We start from the raw sequence: 19,123 nt of genomic DNA on the forward strand, positions 1-19,123 counted from the left end.
TCTGCTGGCTGGTTGCTCCAGCAACGCTAAAATCGATCAGCTGTCTTCTGACGTTCAGACTCTGAACGCTAAAGTTGACCAGCTGAGCAACGACGTGAACGCAATGCGTTCCGACGTTCAGGCTGCTAAAGACGACGCAGCTCGCGCTAACCAGCGTCTGGACAACCAGGCTACTAAATACCGTAAGTAATAGTACCTGTGTAATAGAAATGGCGCACATTGTGCGCCATTTTTTTGTCTCACGTTCTTCCTTCCCGCTACTCTCACTACTGCGTCTGCGTCTCTTCCTGTACTGATCCATTTTGCGCTGACTGAACAGCAGGTGTAGCTTCAACCGTTGGCGTTTGCCCGGCAGAGACCGCCACCGGATAACCCGCGCGACGATACAACGCTTTATCCACCAGAGCGTCATCCACCTCTTTCATCGCCTTAAACTGGCTGAACCCGGCAGGCAGCACATACGGCATCGTCTGTACGTTTTGTTCTTCTTCCGGCGACAGTGGTCGGTGGACCTCAACGTAGCGCAGTCCGCTCGGCTCCACGGAATATTTCACCGGTTCATTAATCACTCTCACCGGCGTTCCCGTGCGGACCTGGGAGAACAGCGCTTTGATGTCCGGGGCATTCATCCGGATACAGCCGGAACTGACGCGCAGACCCACGCTGTCTGGTTGACTGGTGCCATGAATGAGATACTCGCCATTACCGTGCGCCAGACGCAGTGCAAAGAGCCCCAGCGGGTTATTCGGCCCGGCGGGGACCACCGGCGGCAACGTAATGCCTCGCTCCAGAGAGCGCTTACGGATGCCTGCCGTTGGCGTCCAGGTCGGATTCGGGATTTTCTGCCCAACGCGGGTTTCCATCACCGGCGTTTCCAGTCCCTGTAAACCAATACCGATCGGATAGACCTGGACGATATTTTCGCCCGGCGGATAGTAGTACAGCCGCAGTTCAGCCAGATTAACAATGATGCCTTCTCGGGGCGCATCGGGCAGCAATAGCTGTGACGGGATCGTTACCAGGGTGCCCGGCTTTGGCACAGGCGCAATGGTATTATTTGCCTCCAGAATAAGCATCGCGGCAGTATCAAAACGACGGGCAATGGCCTGCAGGTTTTTATCGCCTTCCTGCACCGTATACGTTTGATTCTGCCCAACAAGACGACTGCCTGCTGGCGGTAAGGGGTAATCCACCGCCCAGGCAGCCTGTATGGCGCTGTAAGCGCCGATAAGCATTAGAGTGATAAGAGACGCGCGTTTCATACCCAACCTCCTGTATTCACTGGCATGGCCAGAATGCTGATAATCCTGTAAGACAGCCGGCTGCCTTACCTGACAGGATGAAAGCTGTCTATTGAGTTTAGCTAAGCGTTGCTGCTTTGGTACGGATCGCGCGAATCATCGCTTCCAGACCCTGCGAACGAGACGGCGTGAGATGCTGCGCGAGCGCCATCTGTTCAAACCACGGCCGCACATCAAAATTCACGATATCCTGAGCCGTCATCTGGTGATACAGAATGAAGACGACCGCAATCAGTCCTTTCACAATGGCAGCATCACTGTCGCCCTGCAGCTCAATAACGCCTTGCGCATTCTGGCGCATCGCTATCCAGACCTGACTCTGACATCCCTGAATCGTATTTTCAGGACAACGGTCCGCTGCGGATATTTCCGGCAATCGCTGTCCCAGCTCAATGATGTACAGATACTTCTCTTCCCAATTAGCGCAACGCTGAAAATTACGCAACAATTTTTCTCTATCCGGCAGCGCAGCCATAGTGCCTCCCTGTTACCCTAGTAAGCGGTGAATTCGTTGCAAGCCTGTCACCAGGCGATCCACTTCTTCATGGGTGTTATACATTGCCAGCGACGCCCGGCACATCGCCGGCACCTGATAAAAAGCCATCAGCGGCATCGCGCAATGGTGTCCGGTCCGCACGGCGATCCCGTAATTATCGAGAAAACTGCCGACGTCATAGGCGTGATGTTTGCCGAGATTAAAGGCAATCACACCCAGACGGTCACTGGGACCGTACAGCGTGAGATCCGGCACCGCCTTCAGTTGCTCCAGCGCATAGTGCATTAAGTTCTGTTCGTATTCGTTAATCGCCACCAGTCCCAGCGCTGAAACATACTCCAGCGCGGCGCCAAAGCCGATAATCCCGCCGGTATTCGGCGTCCCCGCTTCGAAGCGCCACGGCGCTTTCGTCCAGGTCGTCCCCTGCGTCAGGCTGACGGTGGCGATCATCGACCCGCCCCCTTCCCAGGGCGGCATCTGTTGCAACAGCGCCTCTTTGACATAGAGCACACCAATACCGGTCGGGCCATACAGCTTGTGACCCGAGAAGACGTAAAAATCGCAGTCCAGCGCCTGAACGTCTACCGGGTGGTGCATCACCGCCTGCGCACCGTCCACCAGCACCTTTGCGCCATGCTGATGCGCCAGCGCGATCATTTCGGCGACAGGGTTTTCCGTACCCAGCACATTAGAGACGTGCGTTATCGCCAGCAGCCGGGTTTTCTCATCAAACAGGGTGGGTATGATCTCCTGTTGCAATGTGCCGTCGGCGTTCAGCGGGATCACCCTCAGCTCAGCGCCCACCCGCGCGCACAGCATCTGCCACGGCACGATGTTGGCATGATGCTCCATCTCACTGATGATGATGTTATCGCCCGCGTGGACGTTCTCTGGCCCCCAACTGTTGGCGACCAGGTTAATGCCTTCCGTTGTACCGCGCACAAACACCAGCTCTTCCGCAGAGCGTGCGTTAATAAACAGCGATGCCAGCTTGCGCACATTCTCCATTTTTTCGGTGGCCTGAGCGCTGAGGGTGTGGATCCCCCGGTGCACCGCCGCATAACCGTGACGATAAAACTCAGCTTCCGCGTCAATCACCTGCGCCGGTTTTTGCGCGCTGGCGGCGCTGTCGAGATACGCCAGCGGCAGACCATTCACTTCGCGCGTGAGGACTGGAAAATCCGCACGTACTGTGTCGATGGGAAATGTCATGCTACGCCTCCCGGCAGACGTTGGCCGATCCGCGCCAGCACCTGTTGTTTCAATGCCTCGTCGCTCAGCGCTTCCGTCAGTTCTGCGGCAAAGGCATAAAGGATCATCTGTTGTGCATCCCGTTGAGCAATCCCGCGCGAGCGCAGGTAGAACATCTGCTCATCGTCAATACGCCCTACCGTCGCCCCGTGACTACACTTCACGTCATCAGCGTAGATTTCCAGCTGCGGTTTGGTATCCACTTCTGCAAGCTTGCCGAGCAGCAGATTATTGTTCGTCATCTGCCCGTCCGTTTTGATCGCGTGTTGGGCAACGTTAATCAGCCCGTTAAATACCGCCCGCCCCTTATCGCTGACGATGGTTTTATGCAACTGTCGGCTGTTGCAATAGCCTTTGTTGTGCTCAAGCCATGTGCGGGTATCGCAGACCTCATTTTTCACCGGCATGGCCAGGCTGTTGATCCTGAGGATCGTGTTCTCGCCGTTCAGTTGTGTGCTGGTGTTGTGACGCAACACCGCATCGCCGAGCAGAAAGCTGTGGCTGTGCGCCGACGCGTCTGCCGCCAGCAAGATATCGTTATGGGCGAAGTGATGGCTGAGCGGGTTTTCAAATACCAGCTTGATGTGATGCAGGTGCGCGTTTGCCGCCACGTTCATGGTCAGGCGCGCGCCGGTGAAATGTCGGGCATCATTCAGACTGACGTAATGCTCGATAATCGTCGCCTCCGCCCCTTCCGCCAGCTCAAGATGGTGACGATAGTGCGCCGTGTTCACCTCTTCTGCGGATACGCCCTGGGTGATGTGCATCAACAGCAGCGGTTTTACCGGGCGCTGGTTACGCTTAACGCGAATATGGGTCACGCTACGCGCCAGGCTTTCGGTGAGATGCAAAAACACTTCCGGTTGTACCGCGACCGGCAGGGTCTGGCGCTCGTCGTTGATCGCCACCTCAAAACCGCTGTTCTCCCAACTGTCGCTGAGCGTCGGGTTGAACTGCCCGTCGACAAACACCAGTCGCAATGCCTCCACGTTAAGCGCTAACGCATCGCGCTGCGCCGGGGAAACATCGGCATAACGACTGACGAACAAGCTGTTGCTGAGTCCTTCCAGCGGTGTGTATTTCCAGTTCTCATGCTTGCGCGTTGGCAGCCCCAGACGCAGAACCTGCTGGAGATGCTGTTGTGCCTGTTCAGAACGCGTCTCACCCAGTGCTTCAAACAGGTGATGCCATTGTTGCAGCGCATTACTGCTGTTCGGTAAGCCAGCCATATCCCTGCTCCTCCAGTTGTTTGACCAGCGTGAAATCGCCAGACTTCACAATCCGTCCCTGATACAGGACGTGGACAAAATCCGGCTTGATATAGTCAAGGATGCGCTGATAGTGGGTGACAATAATGAACGAGCGCTTACCGTCACGCAGTGAGTTGACCCCATCGGCAACCACTTTCAGGGCATCAATATCCAGCCCGGAGTCCGATTCATCGAGAATGCACAGTTCCGGCTCAAGCACCGCCATTTGCAGAATGTCATTCCGCTTCTTCTCGCCGCCGGAAAAACCGACGTTTACCGAGCGGGTTAGCAGATCTTCCGGCATCTTCAGCAGCGCGATTTTCTCTTCCATCAGATCCTGAAAATCGAAGCGATCAAGCGATTCCTGGCCGCGATACGTACGCACCGCATTGAGCGCTGTTTGCAGGAAAAACTGATTGCTGACGCCGGGGATTTCCACCGGATACTGGAAGGCCATAAAGATACCTTCGCCTGCTCTCTCTTCTGGCGCCAGCTCCAACAGGTCTTTGCCTTTAAACATCACCGACCCGCCGGTGACCTCGTAATCTTCACGCCCTGCCAGCGTCGCAGAAAGCGTACTTTTCCCGGAGCCGTTCGGTCCCATAATGGCATGCACTTCCCCCGGACGAACCTCAAGGTTCAACCCACGCAGGATGGCTTTTTCTTCCACACTGACCTGTAAATCTTTAATCGTTAACATGTTTCTTCCTTAACCGACGCTGTGTTCAAGGCTAATGGCTAAAAGTTTTTGTGCTTCGACGGCAAACTCCAGCGGCAACTCGGAGAACACGTCTTTACAGAACCCGTTGACGATCATTGAGATCGCATCTTCTTCGCTGATACCGCGCTGCAGACAATAGAACAGCTGATCTTCACCAATCCGTGAGGTGGTCGCTTCGTGCTCCAGCTGCGCGCTGTTGTTGCGGCATTCAACATACGGGAAGGTATGCGCTCCGCAGTCGGCGCCAATCAGCATCGAGTCACACTGGGTAAAGTTACGGGCATTGGTGGCGGTCGGCATAATTTTGACCAGTCCGCGGTAGCTGTTCTGGCTGTGTCCGGCGGAAATCCCCTTAGAAATAATGGTCGAGCGGGTGTTCTTGCCGATGTGGATCATCTTGGTACCGGTGTCCGCCTGCTGATGACCGCTGGTTAACGCCACCGAATAAAATTCGCCGATGGAGTTGTCGCCGCGCAGAATACAGCTGGGGTATTTCCAGGTGATGGCTGACCCCGTCTCCGACTGGGTCCATGACATTTTGCTGTTCTCACCCTCGCACAACGCGCGTTTGGTGACGAAATTCAGAATGCCGCCGGTGTTGTTATCGCCAGGGAACCAGTTCTGGACGGTGGAGTATTTCACCTCGGCGTCTTTGTGGATAATGACTTCCACGACCGCCGCGTGCAGCTGATAGCTGTCGCGCACTGGTGCGGAACAGCCTTCGATATAGCTTACATAGCTGCCTTCATCCGCCACCAGGATCGTGCGTTCAAACTGCCCGGTCTTTTCGGCGTTAATGCGAAAATAGGTTGAAAGCTCCATCGGACAGCGCACGCCTTTCGGCACATAGATAAAGGTGCCATCAGAGGCGACTGCGGCATTCAACGCGGCGAAGAAGTTATCGTTCCCGGGCACGACGGTGCCAAGATACTGTTTCACCAGTTCAGGATGATCGTGTATCGCCTCACCAAAGGAGCAGAAAATGATCCCCTGCTCCGCCAGTTTTTCACGATAAGTGGTGGCAACGGAGACGGAGTCAAAAATGGCATCCACCGCGACTTCACGGCCTTCGCGTACCGGTACGCCAAGCTGTTCAAACGCAGCCTCAACTTCTTTGCTGAGAAAGGCGTTTGCCCCGGTTTGCTGGACCGCCCCCGGCTCAGAAGCGCAGGTCTCATCGCAATTCCCGCACGACGGCGCGGAATAGTAGCTGTAATCCTGATAATTCAGCTTCTCATAGTGCGCCTTCAGCCAGTGCGGCTCCGGCATGTCAACCCACGCTCTGTACGCATTAAGGCGAAACTCCAGCATCCACTCCGGTTCATTACGTTTGGCCGAAATGGCGCGCACCACCTCTTCGTTGATCCCTTTCGCCAGCTCGTCTGTTTGCAGTTGGGTAAAGAAACCCTCTTTATAATTCAGGGGGCCGCCGGTCCAGGTTTTGACATCGTCAGTTGCTTCAGTATTACGAGACATAGTACCGCCTATACCCCAAAGCTTTCGCCACAGCCGCATTCGTTCTGGGCTTTCGGGTTATGAAATTTGAATAACTGGTTTAATCCTTCACGGACGTAATCCACTTCCGTGCCGTCGATAAACGGCATCGCCTGTAACGGGACATAGAGCTTCGCGCCTTCAACCTCAAACAGCAGATCGTCTTTTTCCGGATCGCTGACAGTATCCAGCACATAGCCAAAACCCGCGCATCCCGTCTGTTTAACGCCCAGGCGCACGCCCAGCATACCCGGCTGCTTTGCGACCAGTTCGCGAATATGGGCCGCTGCCGCCGGGGTTAGCGTCAATCCGCGCCAGGCAAAATCGTCCGGATTAAATGTTCCTGAATGCAATTCCATAGGGTTACCTCGCATAGTGAGCCATCAGGCTATAACACCATGTTAGTGATAACGATTCTCACTTCAACCCCTCAACAGCAGGGGCATTACGGTGTTTCACCTGTTTTGACCGCTTTTATTAAGCATAGACCCTGCCACGTGGGTTAAAAGGAATGGATGAATTTGTTCAATTTACTGATTAATAATGACTTTAGCGTCTGTCATCGACCGGACTGGTCAAAACAGTAAAGATGTATAGAAAATGACTATTTCAGGGATAGGAATGACGTGAGAAGCGTGAAAGCACAGAAAAACAAAACCCTTAAGGTTGTCAGTAACAGCCCTAAGGGTTCCGGCCCCATCCGGCGCTTATCTCCGGCACTCATGATGGCTTAGCTCTTGAAGGGGCGATAAGAATAGTCTCATATCGGTAAAGGTCATTTTTAACACAAATTGCTATCTGCTGTTTTATACGTCAGATCAATTCATGGGCTTTACGGCATGGCGGTCTGGATCGCCTCCAGAAACAGCCGAAGCCCGGCGGGCTGATGTTCACGGGAAAGATACAGGCCGTACACGGCAAGGCGTCGGGGTTGCAAGGTTGGTAGCAGGCGAACCAGTCGTCCCTGAGCCAATCCTTCACGCGCTTCTTTTTCCGGTACCAGCGCTATCCCCATGCCTGCCAGCGCGGATTCACAAAGTAAAGACGAGATCCCGGCACTCAAATTCCCCTTGATCGCCACCGAGACCGCCTCGCCCTGCTCGTTGAGAAAGTGCCACGATTTTCCTGCAAACCCACTGTAATACAGACAGTTATGCTGAGTGAGATCCTCCAGCGTCTGTGGGGTGCCGTGCTGACGCAAATACGCCTCTGATGCGCAGAGAACCGATTCGCAATCGCCAAGCCGACGGGCAATCGCGCCAGGCTCCGGGTTATCGGTAATGCGAATGGCGACATCAATACGTTCACCGACCAGACTGACTGGCTGATTGTTTATCTCAACTTCAATGCGCAGTTCGGGATAACGCGCTAAAAATCCCGGCAGCATCGGGGCGAGAATATGCATTGCCGTAAAGTGCGCGCAGGCGACGCGTAGCGTTCCGCTGGGAATATCTGCCGCCGACGCCGCGCCAATCGCTTGTGAGAGCTGTGCCAGCGTTCGCGTCTTCACCAGCGCCTCCTCCCCGGCGGGGGTAATTGTCAGCCTGCGAGAGGTGCGATGAATCAGCCGCGCCCCGGCCCATTTCTCCATCTCATCAAGATAGCGGCTCACCATCGGCCGGGAGAGACCCAGTGCCCGCGCCGCCGCACTCAGACTGCCTAAATCGCAGATATGATTGAATACCGTCGCCGCCATCACTCTGTCCATCGCCACCCATCCGATCGTTTTATGAAACTCAGCATGTTCTGATACGGGAATTCTAACAGATCTCAATTCCCTTAAAATACAGGCCACACACAAGACCATTTCATCTGCATAAGGCTATTCCTCATGAAAAGTAAACTGCTGGCCCTGCTGTTGCCTGCTGTCGCCTCCCCCCTGTTTGCCGCGCCGCTGCAACTTGACGTCTATAACCCGCAGGAGAACGCCATTTTCCCTGTCTCCTCAACGTTAGTATCCGGTCCGACGGAAGCGATATTGTTTGATGCGCAGTTCAGCACTAAAGACGGTGAAAAGCTGGTGGAGATGATTAAATCCCGTGGCAAGACGCTGAAGGCCATCGTGATTACCTCCGGCGATCCGGATTTCTATTTCGGCCTGCAGCCGATTGTGAAAGCCTTTCCTGACGCGAAGGTACTGGCCACGCCACAGGTTGTTGAGCATATTCGCGCCACCAAAGAGGCTAAGTTGCAGTACTGGGGACCCCAGATGAAAGAGGGGGCGCCAACGGCGCTGACCGTCCCGCAGGCAACCACAGAAACGCGTTTTCGCATCGATGGTGAAACGCTGGAACTGCGTCATCCCAGTGATTACGCGGCCTATGTTTGGGTGCCAGCGAACCGGACCATTCTCGGCGGCACGGGCGTGGCGTCAGGCATTCACGTCTGGACCGCTGACACCCAGACACCAGCGCAACGCGCATCATGGCGTCATGTTCTGACTGAAATGGATAGTCTAAAGCCTGCACAGGTTATTCCGGGTCATTACCTTGGTGAGCGCCCTGAAGGCGATCGGGCCATCCGCTTCACGCAGGATTATCTGCAATCGTTCGAACAGGCGTTGGCGGCGAAGCAAGGTTCGCCCTGGGTCATTAAAACGATGAAAGCGGCGTGGCCGGGACTGGCAGAGGAAAGTTCGCTGGAATTGAGCGCGAAAGTGAATTCGGGCGAGATGGCGTGGTAATACCGCCAGTGAGGAACAAAAAAACCCGACACGAATGTCGGGTTCTTTTTACGTTAACGATCGCTGAATCAATGAACGCCAAGGCGCCAGGCAAAGTAGATCTCTTCTTTTAATTCAGTGGAAGAGAGCGTCAGTAAATCGGCAAATTCCAGCTCAAGTTGTTTCAGTCTTTTGAGATACTGGGCTGGAGAAAGCTCTGTTTTATCACGACGTAAAAACTCAATTGCCAGTTGGGCCGGGTCTAGTTGGCTAGTCATATCATCCTCGCTTATGGTCAAAACCTGCACAGTATATCACCTTTCGCTGTGCAGATTATGACCAAAAGCAATACTGATCACACTTTTTTGGTGACAACGTCACACAACTGCCGTGGTCAGCCGCGAAGTACAGCACAGTCGCTGCTGCTCATCATAGATATCAATCTGCCAGACCTGATGACGGGCGCCGGTATGAATCGCCTTACAGATCCCCTTCACCCGCCCTTCCCGCGCAGAGCGAACATGGTTAGCGTTAACTTCCAGCCCCACCACTTTCTGCTCGCCCTGGGTGCACAGATAACCGGCAACCGAGCCGATGCTTTCTGCCAGCACGACAGAAGCGCCGCCGTGCAGCAGACCGAACGGCTGCTTCGTGCGTCCGTCGACGGGCATTGACGCTTCAAGCGTATCGTCGCCGATATGCTCAAAGCGAATATCCAGCAGGCCGACCATATTGCCTTCACCCATCGCATTGAGGGCGTCGAGGGTCACTTCACGTTTCCAGATCATCCAATAATCTCCAGTAATGCCTGTACAGGATGACGCACGCCCGTGCCTTCAACCCGTTTCACCTGGCTGCGACAGGAATATCCCGTTGCAAGGCAACGGCTACGCGGCAGCCGTTCCATCGCCTGATGCCATGACAGTTCATAAATGCCCAGCGAACTCGCATGGTTCTTCGCCTCATGACCGTAAGTACCGGCCATGCCGCAGCAGCCCACGCTCACGTTTTCCAGCTTCGCGCCAACGCGGGCAAAGATCGACGCCCATTGCGCGGGCGCGCCGGGCAGCGCGGTCACTTCGGTACAATGGCCAAAGAAATACCAGGATTCGCCGCTAACCTCGCGCGGTTCCTGCGAAGCCAGCGCGGTTGCCAGCCACTCATTGGCGAGCTGGACGTGGAAATCGCCGCGCGCGTCGCCTAACGCCAGCTTGTACTCATCGCGATAACAGAGCACCAGCGCCGGATCAACACCGACCATCGGCATCCCCAGTTTTGCCACGCGGTTCAAAAACTCAGAGGTCTTTTTGGCGGTCTTCGCAAAGCGGGTCAGGAATCCTTTAATGTGCTGCGCTTTACCGTTTGGCGAGAATGGCAACAGAACCGGCTGCATCCCCAGCTTCTCAATCAGACGGACGAAATCAGCCACCACCTGCGCATCGTAATAGCTGGTAAACGGGTCCTGCACCACCAGCACCGTATTGGCTTTCTGCGCATCCGACAGCGCTTCAAGCTGTTCCAGCGTCATGTTCGCCGATCGATGCCCGACCATCTGTTGTTGCAGCGACGGCGTCGAGAGCAATGGCAGATCGACCATGCCGATATGCTTTGCGGACAGCTTGCGCACCAGCGGCTGATTAATAAAGAAGTTAAAGGTTTTCGGCACCCGGGCCATCAACGGCGCATAGGTTTCAACCGTCGCCACCAGATGGTCACGCAGCGGACGCAGGTAGCGGGTATGGTAAAGTTGCAGGAAACGCGAACGGAATTCCGGCACATCGATTTTGATCGGACACTGCGTCGAGCACGCCTTACAGGCCAGACAGCCGGACATCGCCTCTTTTACTTCATGCGAGAAATCATACTCGCCCTTGTTGGCGTGCCAGGTGTTACGAGTACGCGCGATCAGAGAACGCAGGCTGGGTCGTTTACTTGCCAGCGCATTTTCCAGTCGCACCGGATCGACACCGCGATCCGCCAACAAACGTAACCATTCGCGCACCAGCGTCGCACGCCCTTTGGGTGAGTGGATACGATTGAGGCTGATTTTCATCGATGGGCACATCGGGCTCTTCGCATCGAAATTAAAGCACAAACCGTTACCGTTACATTCCAGCGCGCCGCGCCAGGTCTGGCGCACGGCCAGCGGAATTTGCCGGTCCCAGGTGCCGCGTTTGACCGCGTCGACTTTCATCATCGGTGCGTCGATGCCTTCAGGCGGACATATTTTCCCCGGATTCAGCCGGTTTTGCGGATCGAACGCCGCTTTAATCTTCCGCAGTTCCGCGAAAAGTTCATCACCGAAAAACGCCGGGCTGTACTCAGCGCGGAAACCTTTGCCGTGTTCCCCCCACAGCAGACCGCCATATTTTGCCGTCAGCGCCACCACTTCATCGGAGATTTGCTTCATCAGCACCTCCTGCTGTGGATCGCACATATCCAGCGCGGGACGCACATGCAGCACCCCGGCGTCAACGTGACCGAACATGCCGTAGCTCAGACCGTGACCATCAAGCAACGCGCGGAACTCCGCGATGTAATCAGCAAGATGTTCCGGCGGTACGCAGGTGTCCTCGGCAAAGGGAATCGGTTTTGCCGCCCCTTTCGCATTACCCAGCAGGCCCACCGCTTTTTTACGCATGGCATAGATACGCTCAACGCCCGCCAGTTCAGTGCATAGCTGCCAGCCAATCACGCCCGCCTCTTCGCGGGCAATCAGTTCGTCAAGCCGTTCGCACAGGGAAGCCACCTGCGCGTCGATAACTGTTTCATCATCCCCGGCGAATTCGACAATGTTCAGGCCGAGCATCTCTTTGTCCGGGACATCGGTAATCAATTCGCTCACTGAATGCCAGACGATGTCTTCACGCGCCAGGTTCAGCACTTTTGAATCAACCGTCTCCACCGACAGCGCGCGCGCGTCCACCATAAACGGCGCATTGCGCAGCGCGGAGTCAAAAGAGTCGTATTTCACGTTCACCAGTCGACGCACTTTCGGCAGCGGCGTAATGTCCAGTCGCGCTTCCGTAATGAACGCCAGCGTCCCTTCCGAGCCGGTGAGAATACGGGTCAGATCGAATTCGCTCATGTCATCGTTAAATACATGACGCAAATCGTAGCCCGTCAGGAAGCGGTTCAGTTTGGGAAATTTATCAATAATTAACTGACGGTTATCGCGGCAGCGTTCAAACACAGTGCGATAGATACGACCAATCGTGGTGTTGCTCTGACCGAGCGTTTCCGCCAGTGCGACCGGCAGCGGCTGCGTGTCGAGAATATCGCCGCCCAGCAGCACGGCCCGCACCCCCAGCACGTGATCGGATGTCTTCCCGTAGACCAGAGAACCCTGTCCGGAGGCGTCGGTATTAATCATCCCGCCCAGCGTTGCCCGGTTACTGGTGGACAGTTCCGGGGCAAAGAAATAGCCATACGGCTTCAGATACTGATTCAGTTGATCCTTGATCACCCCCGCTTCCACCCGCACCCAGCCCTCTTCCGGGTTGATTTCGATGATGCGGCTCATATAGCGGGACATATCGACAATGATGCCCTGATTGAGCGCCTGTCCGTTCGTGCCGGTACCGCCGCCGCGCGGCGTGAAAATCAGCGAGGCAAAGCGCGGCAGCGCCGCCAGGCGGGCAATGAGCGCCACATCAGCCGTTGAACGAGGGAAAACCACGGCATCGGGGAGAAGTTGATAGATACTATTATCTGTCGACATTGTCAGACGATCGGCATAACTGGTTGCCGTATCGCCGGTAAATCCTTGTTGCTCCAGCTCTTGCAAAAAATTGAGCACCAGCTGAACGACGCCGGGTGCCTGAGAAATTTGTGGAATCATTATCGTGACCCTTTCCTGCGGTCTGTGTGTTGTGGGAGTTAATCGTTTGCTTATTGTTGTATCACATTTTTTTCTAATACACCCAACAGAAATACTGGCAGAATCCGCCTGTCAAAAACCGCTGAAATTGCTCATCATTATGAGACGTGTTTCGAGCGGTCGCGTCGCGTCAACGATCTGACGCACTACATAGGTGAAAAGAGTTTATGGTCAATATTCGTCAGCCCAGGGATATCGCACAAGTGCTGCTGTCGGTGCTGTTTTTAGCCATCATGATTGTGGCGTGTCTCTGGATTGTTCAACCTTTTATTCTGGGCTTTGCCTGGGCCGGGACGATCGTCATTGCGACCTGGCCCGTTCTACTGCGCCTGCAAAAATTACTCTGGGGCCGCCGTTCGCTGGCGGTTCTGGTGATGACACTTTTATTAGTACTGCTGTTTGTGATCCCGATTGCCCTGCTGGTCAACAGTATCGTTGACGGTAGCGGACCGCTGATCCACGCCGTCACGAGCGGGGATATGACGTTGCCGGACCTGGCCTGGTTGAACAGCATCCCGCTGGTCGGCGCCAAACTGTATGCCGGCTGGCATAACCTGCTGGATATGGGCGGTACGGCGATTATGGCGAAGGTTCGCCCGTACATCGGTACCACAACAACCTGGTTTGTCGGTCAGGCCGCTCACATCGGTCGTTTTATGATGCACTGCGGCCTGATGCTGTTATTCAGCGCCCTGCTGTACTGGCGTGGAGAGACGGTGGCGTTGGGTATTCGTCATTTTGCCTACCGCCTGGCAGCAAAACGCGGAGACGCAGCGATGCTGCTGGCCGCCCAGGCGATCCGCGCGGTGGCGCTGGGCGTGGTTGTCACTGCCCTGGTACAGGCGGTGTTGGGCGGCATCGGTCTGGCCGTGTCCGGCGTACCCTATGCCACACTGCTCTCCGTGGTGATGATCCTCTCCTGTCTGGTTCAACTGGGGCCGTTACCGGTATTGATTCCGGCCATTATCTGGCTTTACTGGAGCGGCGATACGACCTGGGGTAGCGTGCTGCTGGCCTGGAGTTGCGTGGTGGGGACACTGGATAACGTGATTCGCCCGATGCTGATTCGTATGGGCGCAGACTTGCCGCTGATCCTGATCCTTTCCGGCGTTATTGGCGGCCTGATTGCGTTTGGCATGATTGGGCTATTTATCGGTCCGGTACTGCTGGCGGTGTCCTGGCGGCTATTCTCGGCGTGGGTTAACGAAGCGCCTGTGCCGACCAGCGAACCTGAAGAGATCCTCGAAGAACTGGGTGAAATCGAAAACCTTAAAAAATAGCATGATAGCAGGCGACTGCGGTCGCCTGAATGTTTAGCACAGCTAATCAATAGTGTAGCGCGATGCCTCTGTCTTTCCTGTTTCCGCTTCGTTGTCCCTGATTTGTGTCGCAAATTCTTTACAGTCTTTAAACTATTGAGACGAATCTGATCGACGCTAAAACACCCCATACCCTATTATTAGCTCACGGTTATAGATCAAGACATTGATTTATAAGTATGGAAATCCCCTGAGTGAAACAACGAATTGCTGTGTGTAGTCTTTGCCCATCTCCCACGATGGGCTTTTTTTTATCCTGACATTGTGGCTGTCTTACCGCACAATAATCCTTCCCTCCGCCTGTATCCCTCTTTTTTCCAGGGGAATCCCCCCTTTTCACATGCCGATAACAAATAATATTGCACAAGATACTGCGACTCTCTTCACGCCGAAATCAGCCTGATAATGTTATTTATGCTTTACTGTTTTTTAATATGAGGTCATTCAATGATGAACGCTTATGAGCTACAGGCATTACGTCATGTTTTTGCAATGACCATTGAAGAGTGCGTATCGTGGATTGCGCCAGATTATAATGCCGCCGACTGGCAGAGGTGGGAAAATGGCGAATGTGAACTCCCTCCCGCCATTACTGAAACGCTGCTGGAAATGCGTAGAAAAAGAAAATTACGTATTAATGCTATTATAGAGAAGATAAACAATCGCATTGGTAATAATACCATGCGTTTCTTTTCTGATTTAACCGATTTTCGGTCGGTCTATCGTGATGGCAGTTTTCTTGACTGGAAGATTTATCAATCCGTTGCTGCCGAACTCTATGCCCACGACCTGGAACGATTGTGTTAGACCACATATTTCCTGCCACTGGCGATTCATACTAAGAAACTTCAAATATAGAGACTCATTGTACTTTTAAGGCACGGGTATTTAACCCGTACCAGGGAAAATCATTAGCTATTTCGCTGAGCAGGCATCATGAAAAATCACTATTTCCCCACTGCGATGGGGCTGTATCTCAATTACCTGGTGCACGGTATGGGAGTCATCCTGATGAGTCTCAACATGGCATCGCTCGAACAACAGTGGCAGACCAATGCCGCTGGGGTGTCTGTCGTGATCTCCTCATTAGGCATCGGGCGCTTAAGCGTGCTGTTTTGCGCCGGATTATTATCCGATCGGTTTGGCCGCCGCCCCTTCATCATTCTGGGGATGCTTTGTTATGTGACGTTCTTTTTCGGTATTCTGACGACCCATAATATCATCATCGCTTATGCGTTCGGCGTCCTCGCGGGCATGGCGAACAGTTTCCTGGACGCCGGGACCTATCCCAGCCTGATGGAAGCCTTTCCCTCTTCGCCGAGCACCGCCAACATTCTGATTAAGGCGTTTGTCTCTGGCGGACAGTTTTTACTGCCCATCATCATTAGTCTGCTCGTCTGGGCAGAACTGTGGTTTGGCTGGTCATTTATCGTTGCCGCCGCCATCATGCTGGTTAACGGTCTGTTTTTACTGCGCTGCGCCTTTCCACCGCATCCTGGACGCCGCCTCGCGCCGGTCGCACCGACACACGAACCGCGCCAGCGCCCGGCTGAAAGACATCGCTGCGCATTTATCGACCTTGCCAGCTATACGCTGTACGGCTACATCTCGATGGCGACGTTTTATCTCATCAGCCAGTGGCTGGCGCAGTATGGTCAGTTTGTCGCCGGGATGTCGTATACCCTGTCGATCAAACTGCTGAGTATCTACACCTGCGGTTCGCTGCTTTGCGTTTTGATTACCGCCCCGCTGGTGCGCAAAACGGTGCGTTCAACCACCTTGCTGATGCTGTACACTTTTGTTTCGTTTGTCGCGCTATTGACGGTGTGCCTGCATCCCACGATGTATGTCGTGATCGTCTTTGCCTTTGTGATCGGCTTTTCATCAGCCGGGGGCGTAGTGCAAATCGGTCTGACCCTGATGGCCGCCCGCTTTCCGTATGCCAAAGGGAAAGCCACCGGCATTTATTACAGTGCGGGCAGCATTGCTACCTTTACGATCCCGCTGGTCACGGCCCATCTCTCACAAAGGAGCATCGCCGATATTATGTGGTTCGATACCGGTATTGCCGCCGTGGGGTTCTTGTTGGCGCTATTTATTGGCTACCGCAGCCGTCTCGAAACGAAACGTCAATTGATGATGTCACCGGTGGCGGAATAAGGCTGAATCCGCCGAATGCAATATTCTTATCACTGACTGCAATATAGTTTGTTTAACGCCGTTATTAACAATTAAACGTCGCAGGATAGGTGGGTTTTCACACTTTCGTCTGCAATATACCTGGTAACGAAAACGTCATGTTATGTAGTTCATGTCGTTTCACCATCGTATATTAATAAAAAATCGCCGGATATAAAAACGCTGGCGAAAGCAGAATTAAATTAACCGGCAAGGAGTTTTGAAAAAATGTCACAGAATAAGGCTTTCAGCACGCCATTTTTCCTGGCGGTCATCTGTATTTATCTCAGCTATTTTCTCCACGGTATTAGCGTCATTACGCTGGCGCAAAATATGACCTCACTCGCCGCGAAGTTTTCTACCGACAGCGCAGGGATCGCCTATTTAATTTCCGGCATCGGACTTGGTCGTCTGGTGAGTATTCTGTTTTTTGGCGTCCTGTCGGATAAATTCGGTCGTCGGGCGATCATTTTGTTGGGTGCCGTGTTATATATTCTCTTTTTCTTCGGCATCCCTGCCAGTCCTAACCTGATGGTGGCCTTTGTCCTCGCCGTCTGCGTTGGCGTGGCCAACTCTGCGCTTGATACCGGAGGCTACCCGGCGCTGATGGAATGTTTCCCGAAAGCGTCAGGTTCCGCGGTGATCCTCGTCAAAGCAATGGTCTCCTTCGGACAGATGCTCTATCCGATGCTGGTCGGCTATATGCTGCTCAACAACATCTGGTACGGCTATGGCGTGATCATTCCTGGCATTCTGTTTGTACTGATCACCCTGATGTTACTGCGCAGTCAGTTCCCCGGCCAGTTGGTGGATGCCAGCGTCGCTAAAGAGTTACCGCAGATGAACAGCAAACCGCTGGTCTGGCTTGAAGGAGTGGCTTCCGTCATGTTTGGCGTGGCGGCGTTTTCCACCTTTTACGTTATCGTGGTCTGGATGCCGAAATACGCCATGGCCTTCGCCGGAATGGAAGAAGCGGATGCGCTGAAAACCATCACGTATTACAGCCTGGGTTCGCTGGTCTGCGTCTTTATCTTTGCCGCACTGCTGAAAAAAATGGTTCGCCCCATCTGGGCTAACGTCTTTAATGCCGGACTGGCCACCGTTACCGCTGCCGTCATTTATCTCTGGCCGTCACCGCTGGTGTGTAACGCGGGCGCGTTTGTGATTGGCTTCTCTGCCGCGGGCGGGATTTTACAACTGGGCGTGTCGGTGATGTCGGAATTCTTTCCGAAGAGCAAAGCCAAAGTCACCAGCGTTTATATGATGATGGGCGGCCTCGCGAATTTTGTTATTCCGCTGATTACCGGTTACCTCTCCACCATCGGCCTGCAATACATCATTTTACTGGATTTCGCTTTTGCCCTGCTGGCCTTTATCACCGGCATTATCGTTTTTGTTCGCTATTACCGGGTCTTTAATATTCCACAAAACGATATCCGTCTGGGCGAACGTTATTTCTCAACAAAAAGTTAAGCGACAATTTAAGGAGTCATGTTATGGATGTAACCGCGAAATATGAACTGATCGGCTTAATGGCTTATCCCATCAGACACAGTTTGTCGCCTGAAATGCAAAATAAGGCGCTGGAGAAAGCCGGATTGCCGTTTACCTATATGGCCTTTGAGGTCGACAACAGCACCTTCGCTGGCGCTATCGAGGGGCTGAAAGCGTTAAAAATGCGCGGGACCGGCGTATCGATGCCCAATAAACAGCTGGCCTGTGAATTTGTTGATGAACTGACCCCGGCGGCGAAACTGGTTGGTGCGATTAATACCATCGTCAATGATGATGGCTACCTGCGTGGTTACAATACCGACGGCACCGGTCACATTCGCGCAATTAAAGAGAGTGGTTTCGATATCAAGGGTAAAACCATGGTATTACTGGGTGCAGGTGGCGCCTCCACGGCCATTGGTGCGCAGGCAGCCATTGAGGGGATCAAAGCGATTAAACTCTTTAACCGCAATGATGAATTTTTCCAGAAAGCAGTGGGCTTCGCTAAGCGGGTGAATGAAAACACCGACTGCGTGGTGACGGTGACAGACCTTGCTGACCAGCAGGCCTTCGCTGACGCGCTGGCGACAGCGGATATCCTGACCAATGGCACTAAAGTCGGCATGAAGCCGCTGGAAAATGAATCGATTGTCAGTGACGTGAGCCTGCTACGTCCGGAACTGCTGGTTACCGAATGCGTTTACAACCCGCATATGACGAAGTTATTGCAACAAGCGCAACAGGCCGGTTGCAAAACAATCGATGGTTACGGCATGTTGTTGTGGCAAGGCGCTGAACAGTTCAAACTGTGGACCGGCAAAGATTTTCCGCTGGAATACGTAAAACAGGTGATGGGGTTTGCGGCCTGACGGCCAGGAACTAAGACTGATAAAAGGTATTAAATGAAAACCGTAACCGTAAAAAACCTCGTGATTGGCGAAGGGGCTCCAAAAATAATCGTCTCGCTGATGGGCAAAGATATCGCCAGCGACCGCGCAGAAGCGCAGGCCAATCGCGACGCGCATATCGACATTATTGAATGGCGCGTTGACCATATCGCCGATGTCGCCTCTGCCG

At 53.9% G+C, this 19,123-nt stretch carries 19 protein-coding genes and 1 other RNA gene; 9 read left to right on the forward strand and 11 right to left on the reverse strand.

Annotated features, from left to right (window positions below; translation table 11 throughout):
- Position 1 precedes the first annotated feature (1 nt).
- Positions 2-190 (forward strand): major outer membrane lipoprotein, encoded by a 189-nt coding sequence (locus AB7E14_RS06295; protein ID WP_428169405.1) that lies wholly within the window; start codon positions 2-4, stop codon positions 188-190.
- A gap of 76 nt (positions 191-266) precedes the next feature.
- On the opposite strand, the gene ldtE is transcribed toward AB7E14_RS06295, so the two are convergent.
- From ldtE to AB7E14_RS06335, 8 genes are all read right to left on the reverse strand, one after another.
- Positions 267-1,262: a L,D-transpeptidase LdtE gene (gene ldtE, locus AB7E14_RS06300; protein ID WP_044327383.1), complete on the reverse strand. Its 996-nt coding sequence runs from the start codon at positions 1,260-1,262 to the stop codon at positions 267-269.
- Between the two features lie 97 nt (positions 1,263-1,359).
- The gene (gene sufE / locus AB7E14_RS06305; protein ID WP_058587997.1) at positions 1,360-1,776 is read right to left on the reverse strand and encodes a cysteine desulfuration protein SufE; all 417 of its coding nucleotides are present in this window, start codon (positions 1,774-1,776) and stop codon (positions 1,360-1,362) included.
- Positions 1,777-1,788: 12 nt separating this feature from the next.
- The gene (gene sufS / locus AB7E14_RS06310) at positions 1,789-3,009 is read right to left on the reverse strand and encodes a cysteine desulfurase SufS (protein WP_316962262.1); all 1,221 of its coding nucleotides are present in this window, start codon (positions 3,007-3,009) and stop codon (positions 1,789-1,791) included.
- Complete coding sequence (gene sufD / locus AB7E14_RS06315) at positions 3,006-4,277, reverse strand: Fe-S cluster assembly protein SufD (RefSeq protein WP_316962261.1); 1,272 nt, start codon at positions 4,275-4,277, stop codon at positions 3,006-3,008. Before sufD ends, sufS begins: the two co-directional genes overlap by 4 nt.
- The gene (gene sufC, locus AB7E14_RS06320; RefSeq protein ID WP_058587994.1) at positions 4,252-4,998 is read right to left on the reverse strand and encodes a Fe-S cluster assembly ATPase SufC; all 747 of its coding nucleotides are present in this window, start codon (positions 4,996-4,998) and stop codon (positions 4,252-4,254) included. Before sufC ends, sufD begins: the two co-directional genes overlap by 26 nt.
- Before the next feature lie 9 nt (positions 4,999-5,007).
- Positions 5,008-6,495 (reverse strand): Fe-S cluster assembly protein SufB, encoded by a 1,488-nt coding sequence (gene sufB, locus AB7E14_RS06325; RefSeq protein ID WP_044254746.1) that lies wholly within the window; start codon positions 6,493-6,495, stop codon positions 5,008-5,010.
- An 8-nt stretch (positions 6,496-6,503) separates the two neighbouring features.
- The gene (gene sufA, locus AB7E14_RS06330) at positions 6,504-6,872 is read right to left on the reverse strand and encodes a Fe-S cluster assembly scaffold SufA (protein ID WP_043000846.1); all 369 of its coding nucleotides are present in this window, start codon (positions 6,870-6,872) and stop codon (positions 6,504-6,506) included.
- 473 nt (positions 6,873-7,345) lie between these two features.
- A complete protein-coding gene (locus AB7E14_RS06335; RefSeq protein ID WP_044328166.1) occupies positions 7,346-8,221 on the reverse strand; it encodes a LysR family transcriptional regulator in 876 nt (291 codons plus the stop codon).
- Positions 8,222-8,344: 123 nt separating this feature from the next.
- Between AB7E14_RS06335 and AB7E14_RS06340 the strand changes: the two genes are divergently transcribed.
- Positions 8,345-9,196: a Vmh family MBL fold metallo-hydrolase gene (locus tag AB7E14_RS06340; RefSeq protein ID WP_044328165.1), complete on the forward strand. Its 852-nt coding sequence runs from the start codon at positions 8,345-8,347 to the stop codon at positions 9,194-9,196.
- 68 nt (positions 9,197-9,264) lie between these two features.
- Here the strand turns inward: AB7E14_RS06340 and AB7E14_RS06345 are convergent, their stop codons facing one another.
- The 3 genes from AB7E14_RS06345 to ydiJ form a co-directional block, all read right to left on the reverse strand.
- Positions 9,265-9,453: a YdiH family protein gene (locus AB7E14_RS06345; protein WP_042282711.1), complete on the reverse strand. Its 189-nt coding sequence runs from the start codon at positions 9,451-9,453 to the stop codon at positions 9,265-9,267.
- A gap of 99 nt (positions 9,454-9,552) precedes the next feature.
- Positions 9,553-9,963, reverse strand: a complete 411-nt coding sequence (menI, locus tag AB7E14_RS06350) for a 1,4-dihydroxy-2-naphthoyl-CoA hydrolase (RefSeq protein WP_043000849.1) — start codon at positions 9,961-9,963, stop codon at positions 9,553-9,555.
- A complete protein-coding gene (gene ydiJ / locus AB7E14_RS06355; RefSeq protein ID WP_316962260.1) occupies positions 9,960-13,016 on the reverse strand; it encodes a D-2-hydroxyglutarate dehydrogenase YdiJ in 3,057 nt (1,018 codons plus the stop codon). Before ydiJ ends, menI begins: the two co-directional genes overlap by 4 nt.
- A 206-nt stretch (positions 13,017-13,222) precedes the next feature.
- Here ydiJ and ydiK point away from each other — a divergent pair, with 206 nt between their 5' ends.
- The 7 genes from ydiK to AB7E14_RS06390 form a co-directional block, all read left to right on the forward strand.
- Positions 13,223-14,335, forward strand: coding sequence for an AI-2E family transporter YdiK (ydiK, locus tag AB7E14_RS06360; protein WP_044328163.1), 1,113 nt, complete (start codon positions 13,223-13,225; stop codon positions 14,333-14,335).
- Between the two features lie 186 nt (positions 14,336-14,521).
- Positions 14,522-14,629, forward strand: an RNA gene (gene rprA, locus AB7E14_RS06365) — antisense sRNA RprA.
- A 195-nt stretch (positions 14,630-14,824) separates the two neighbouring features.
- Positions 14,825-15,181, forward strand: coding sequence for a YdiL family protein (locus AB7E14_RS06370; protein WP_216082259.1), 357 nt, complete (start codon positions 14,825-14,827; stop codon positions 15,179-15,181).
- Between the two features lie 129 nt (positions 15,182-15,310).
- Positions 15,311-16,534, forward strand: coding sequence for an MFS transporter (locus tag AB7E14_RS06375; RefSeq protein ID WP_044328162.1), 1,224 nt, complete (start codon positions 15,311-15,313; stop codon positions 16,532-16,534).
- A gap of 246 nt (positions 16,535-16,780) precedes the next feature.
- Positions 16,781-18,025, forward strand: a complete 1,245-nt coding sequence (locus tag AB7E14_RS06380) for an MFS transporter (RefSeq protein ID WP_130097616.1) — start codon at positions 16,781-16,783, stop codon at positions 18,023-18,025.
- Between the two features lie 23 nt (positions 18,026-18,048).
- Positions 18,049-18,915, forward strand: a complete 867-nt coding sequence (gene ydiB / locus AB7E14_RS06385; protein WP_316962259.1) for a quinate/shikimate dehydrogenase — start codon at positions 18,049-18,051, stop codon at positions 18,913-18,915.
- Positions 18,916-18,948: 33 nt separating this feature from the next.
- A partial coding sequence (locus AB7E14_RS06390; protein WP_428169406.1) for a type I 3-dehydroquinate dehydratase occupies positions 18,949-19,123 on the forward strand: 175 nt, incomplete at its 3' end.

It is taken from the genome of Citrobacter sp., from assembly GCF_050252275.1.
Taxonomy (GTDB): domain Bacteria; phylum Pseudomonadota; class Gammaproteobacteria; order Enterobacterales; family Enterobacteriaceae; genus Citrobacter_A; species Citrobacter_A amalonaticus.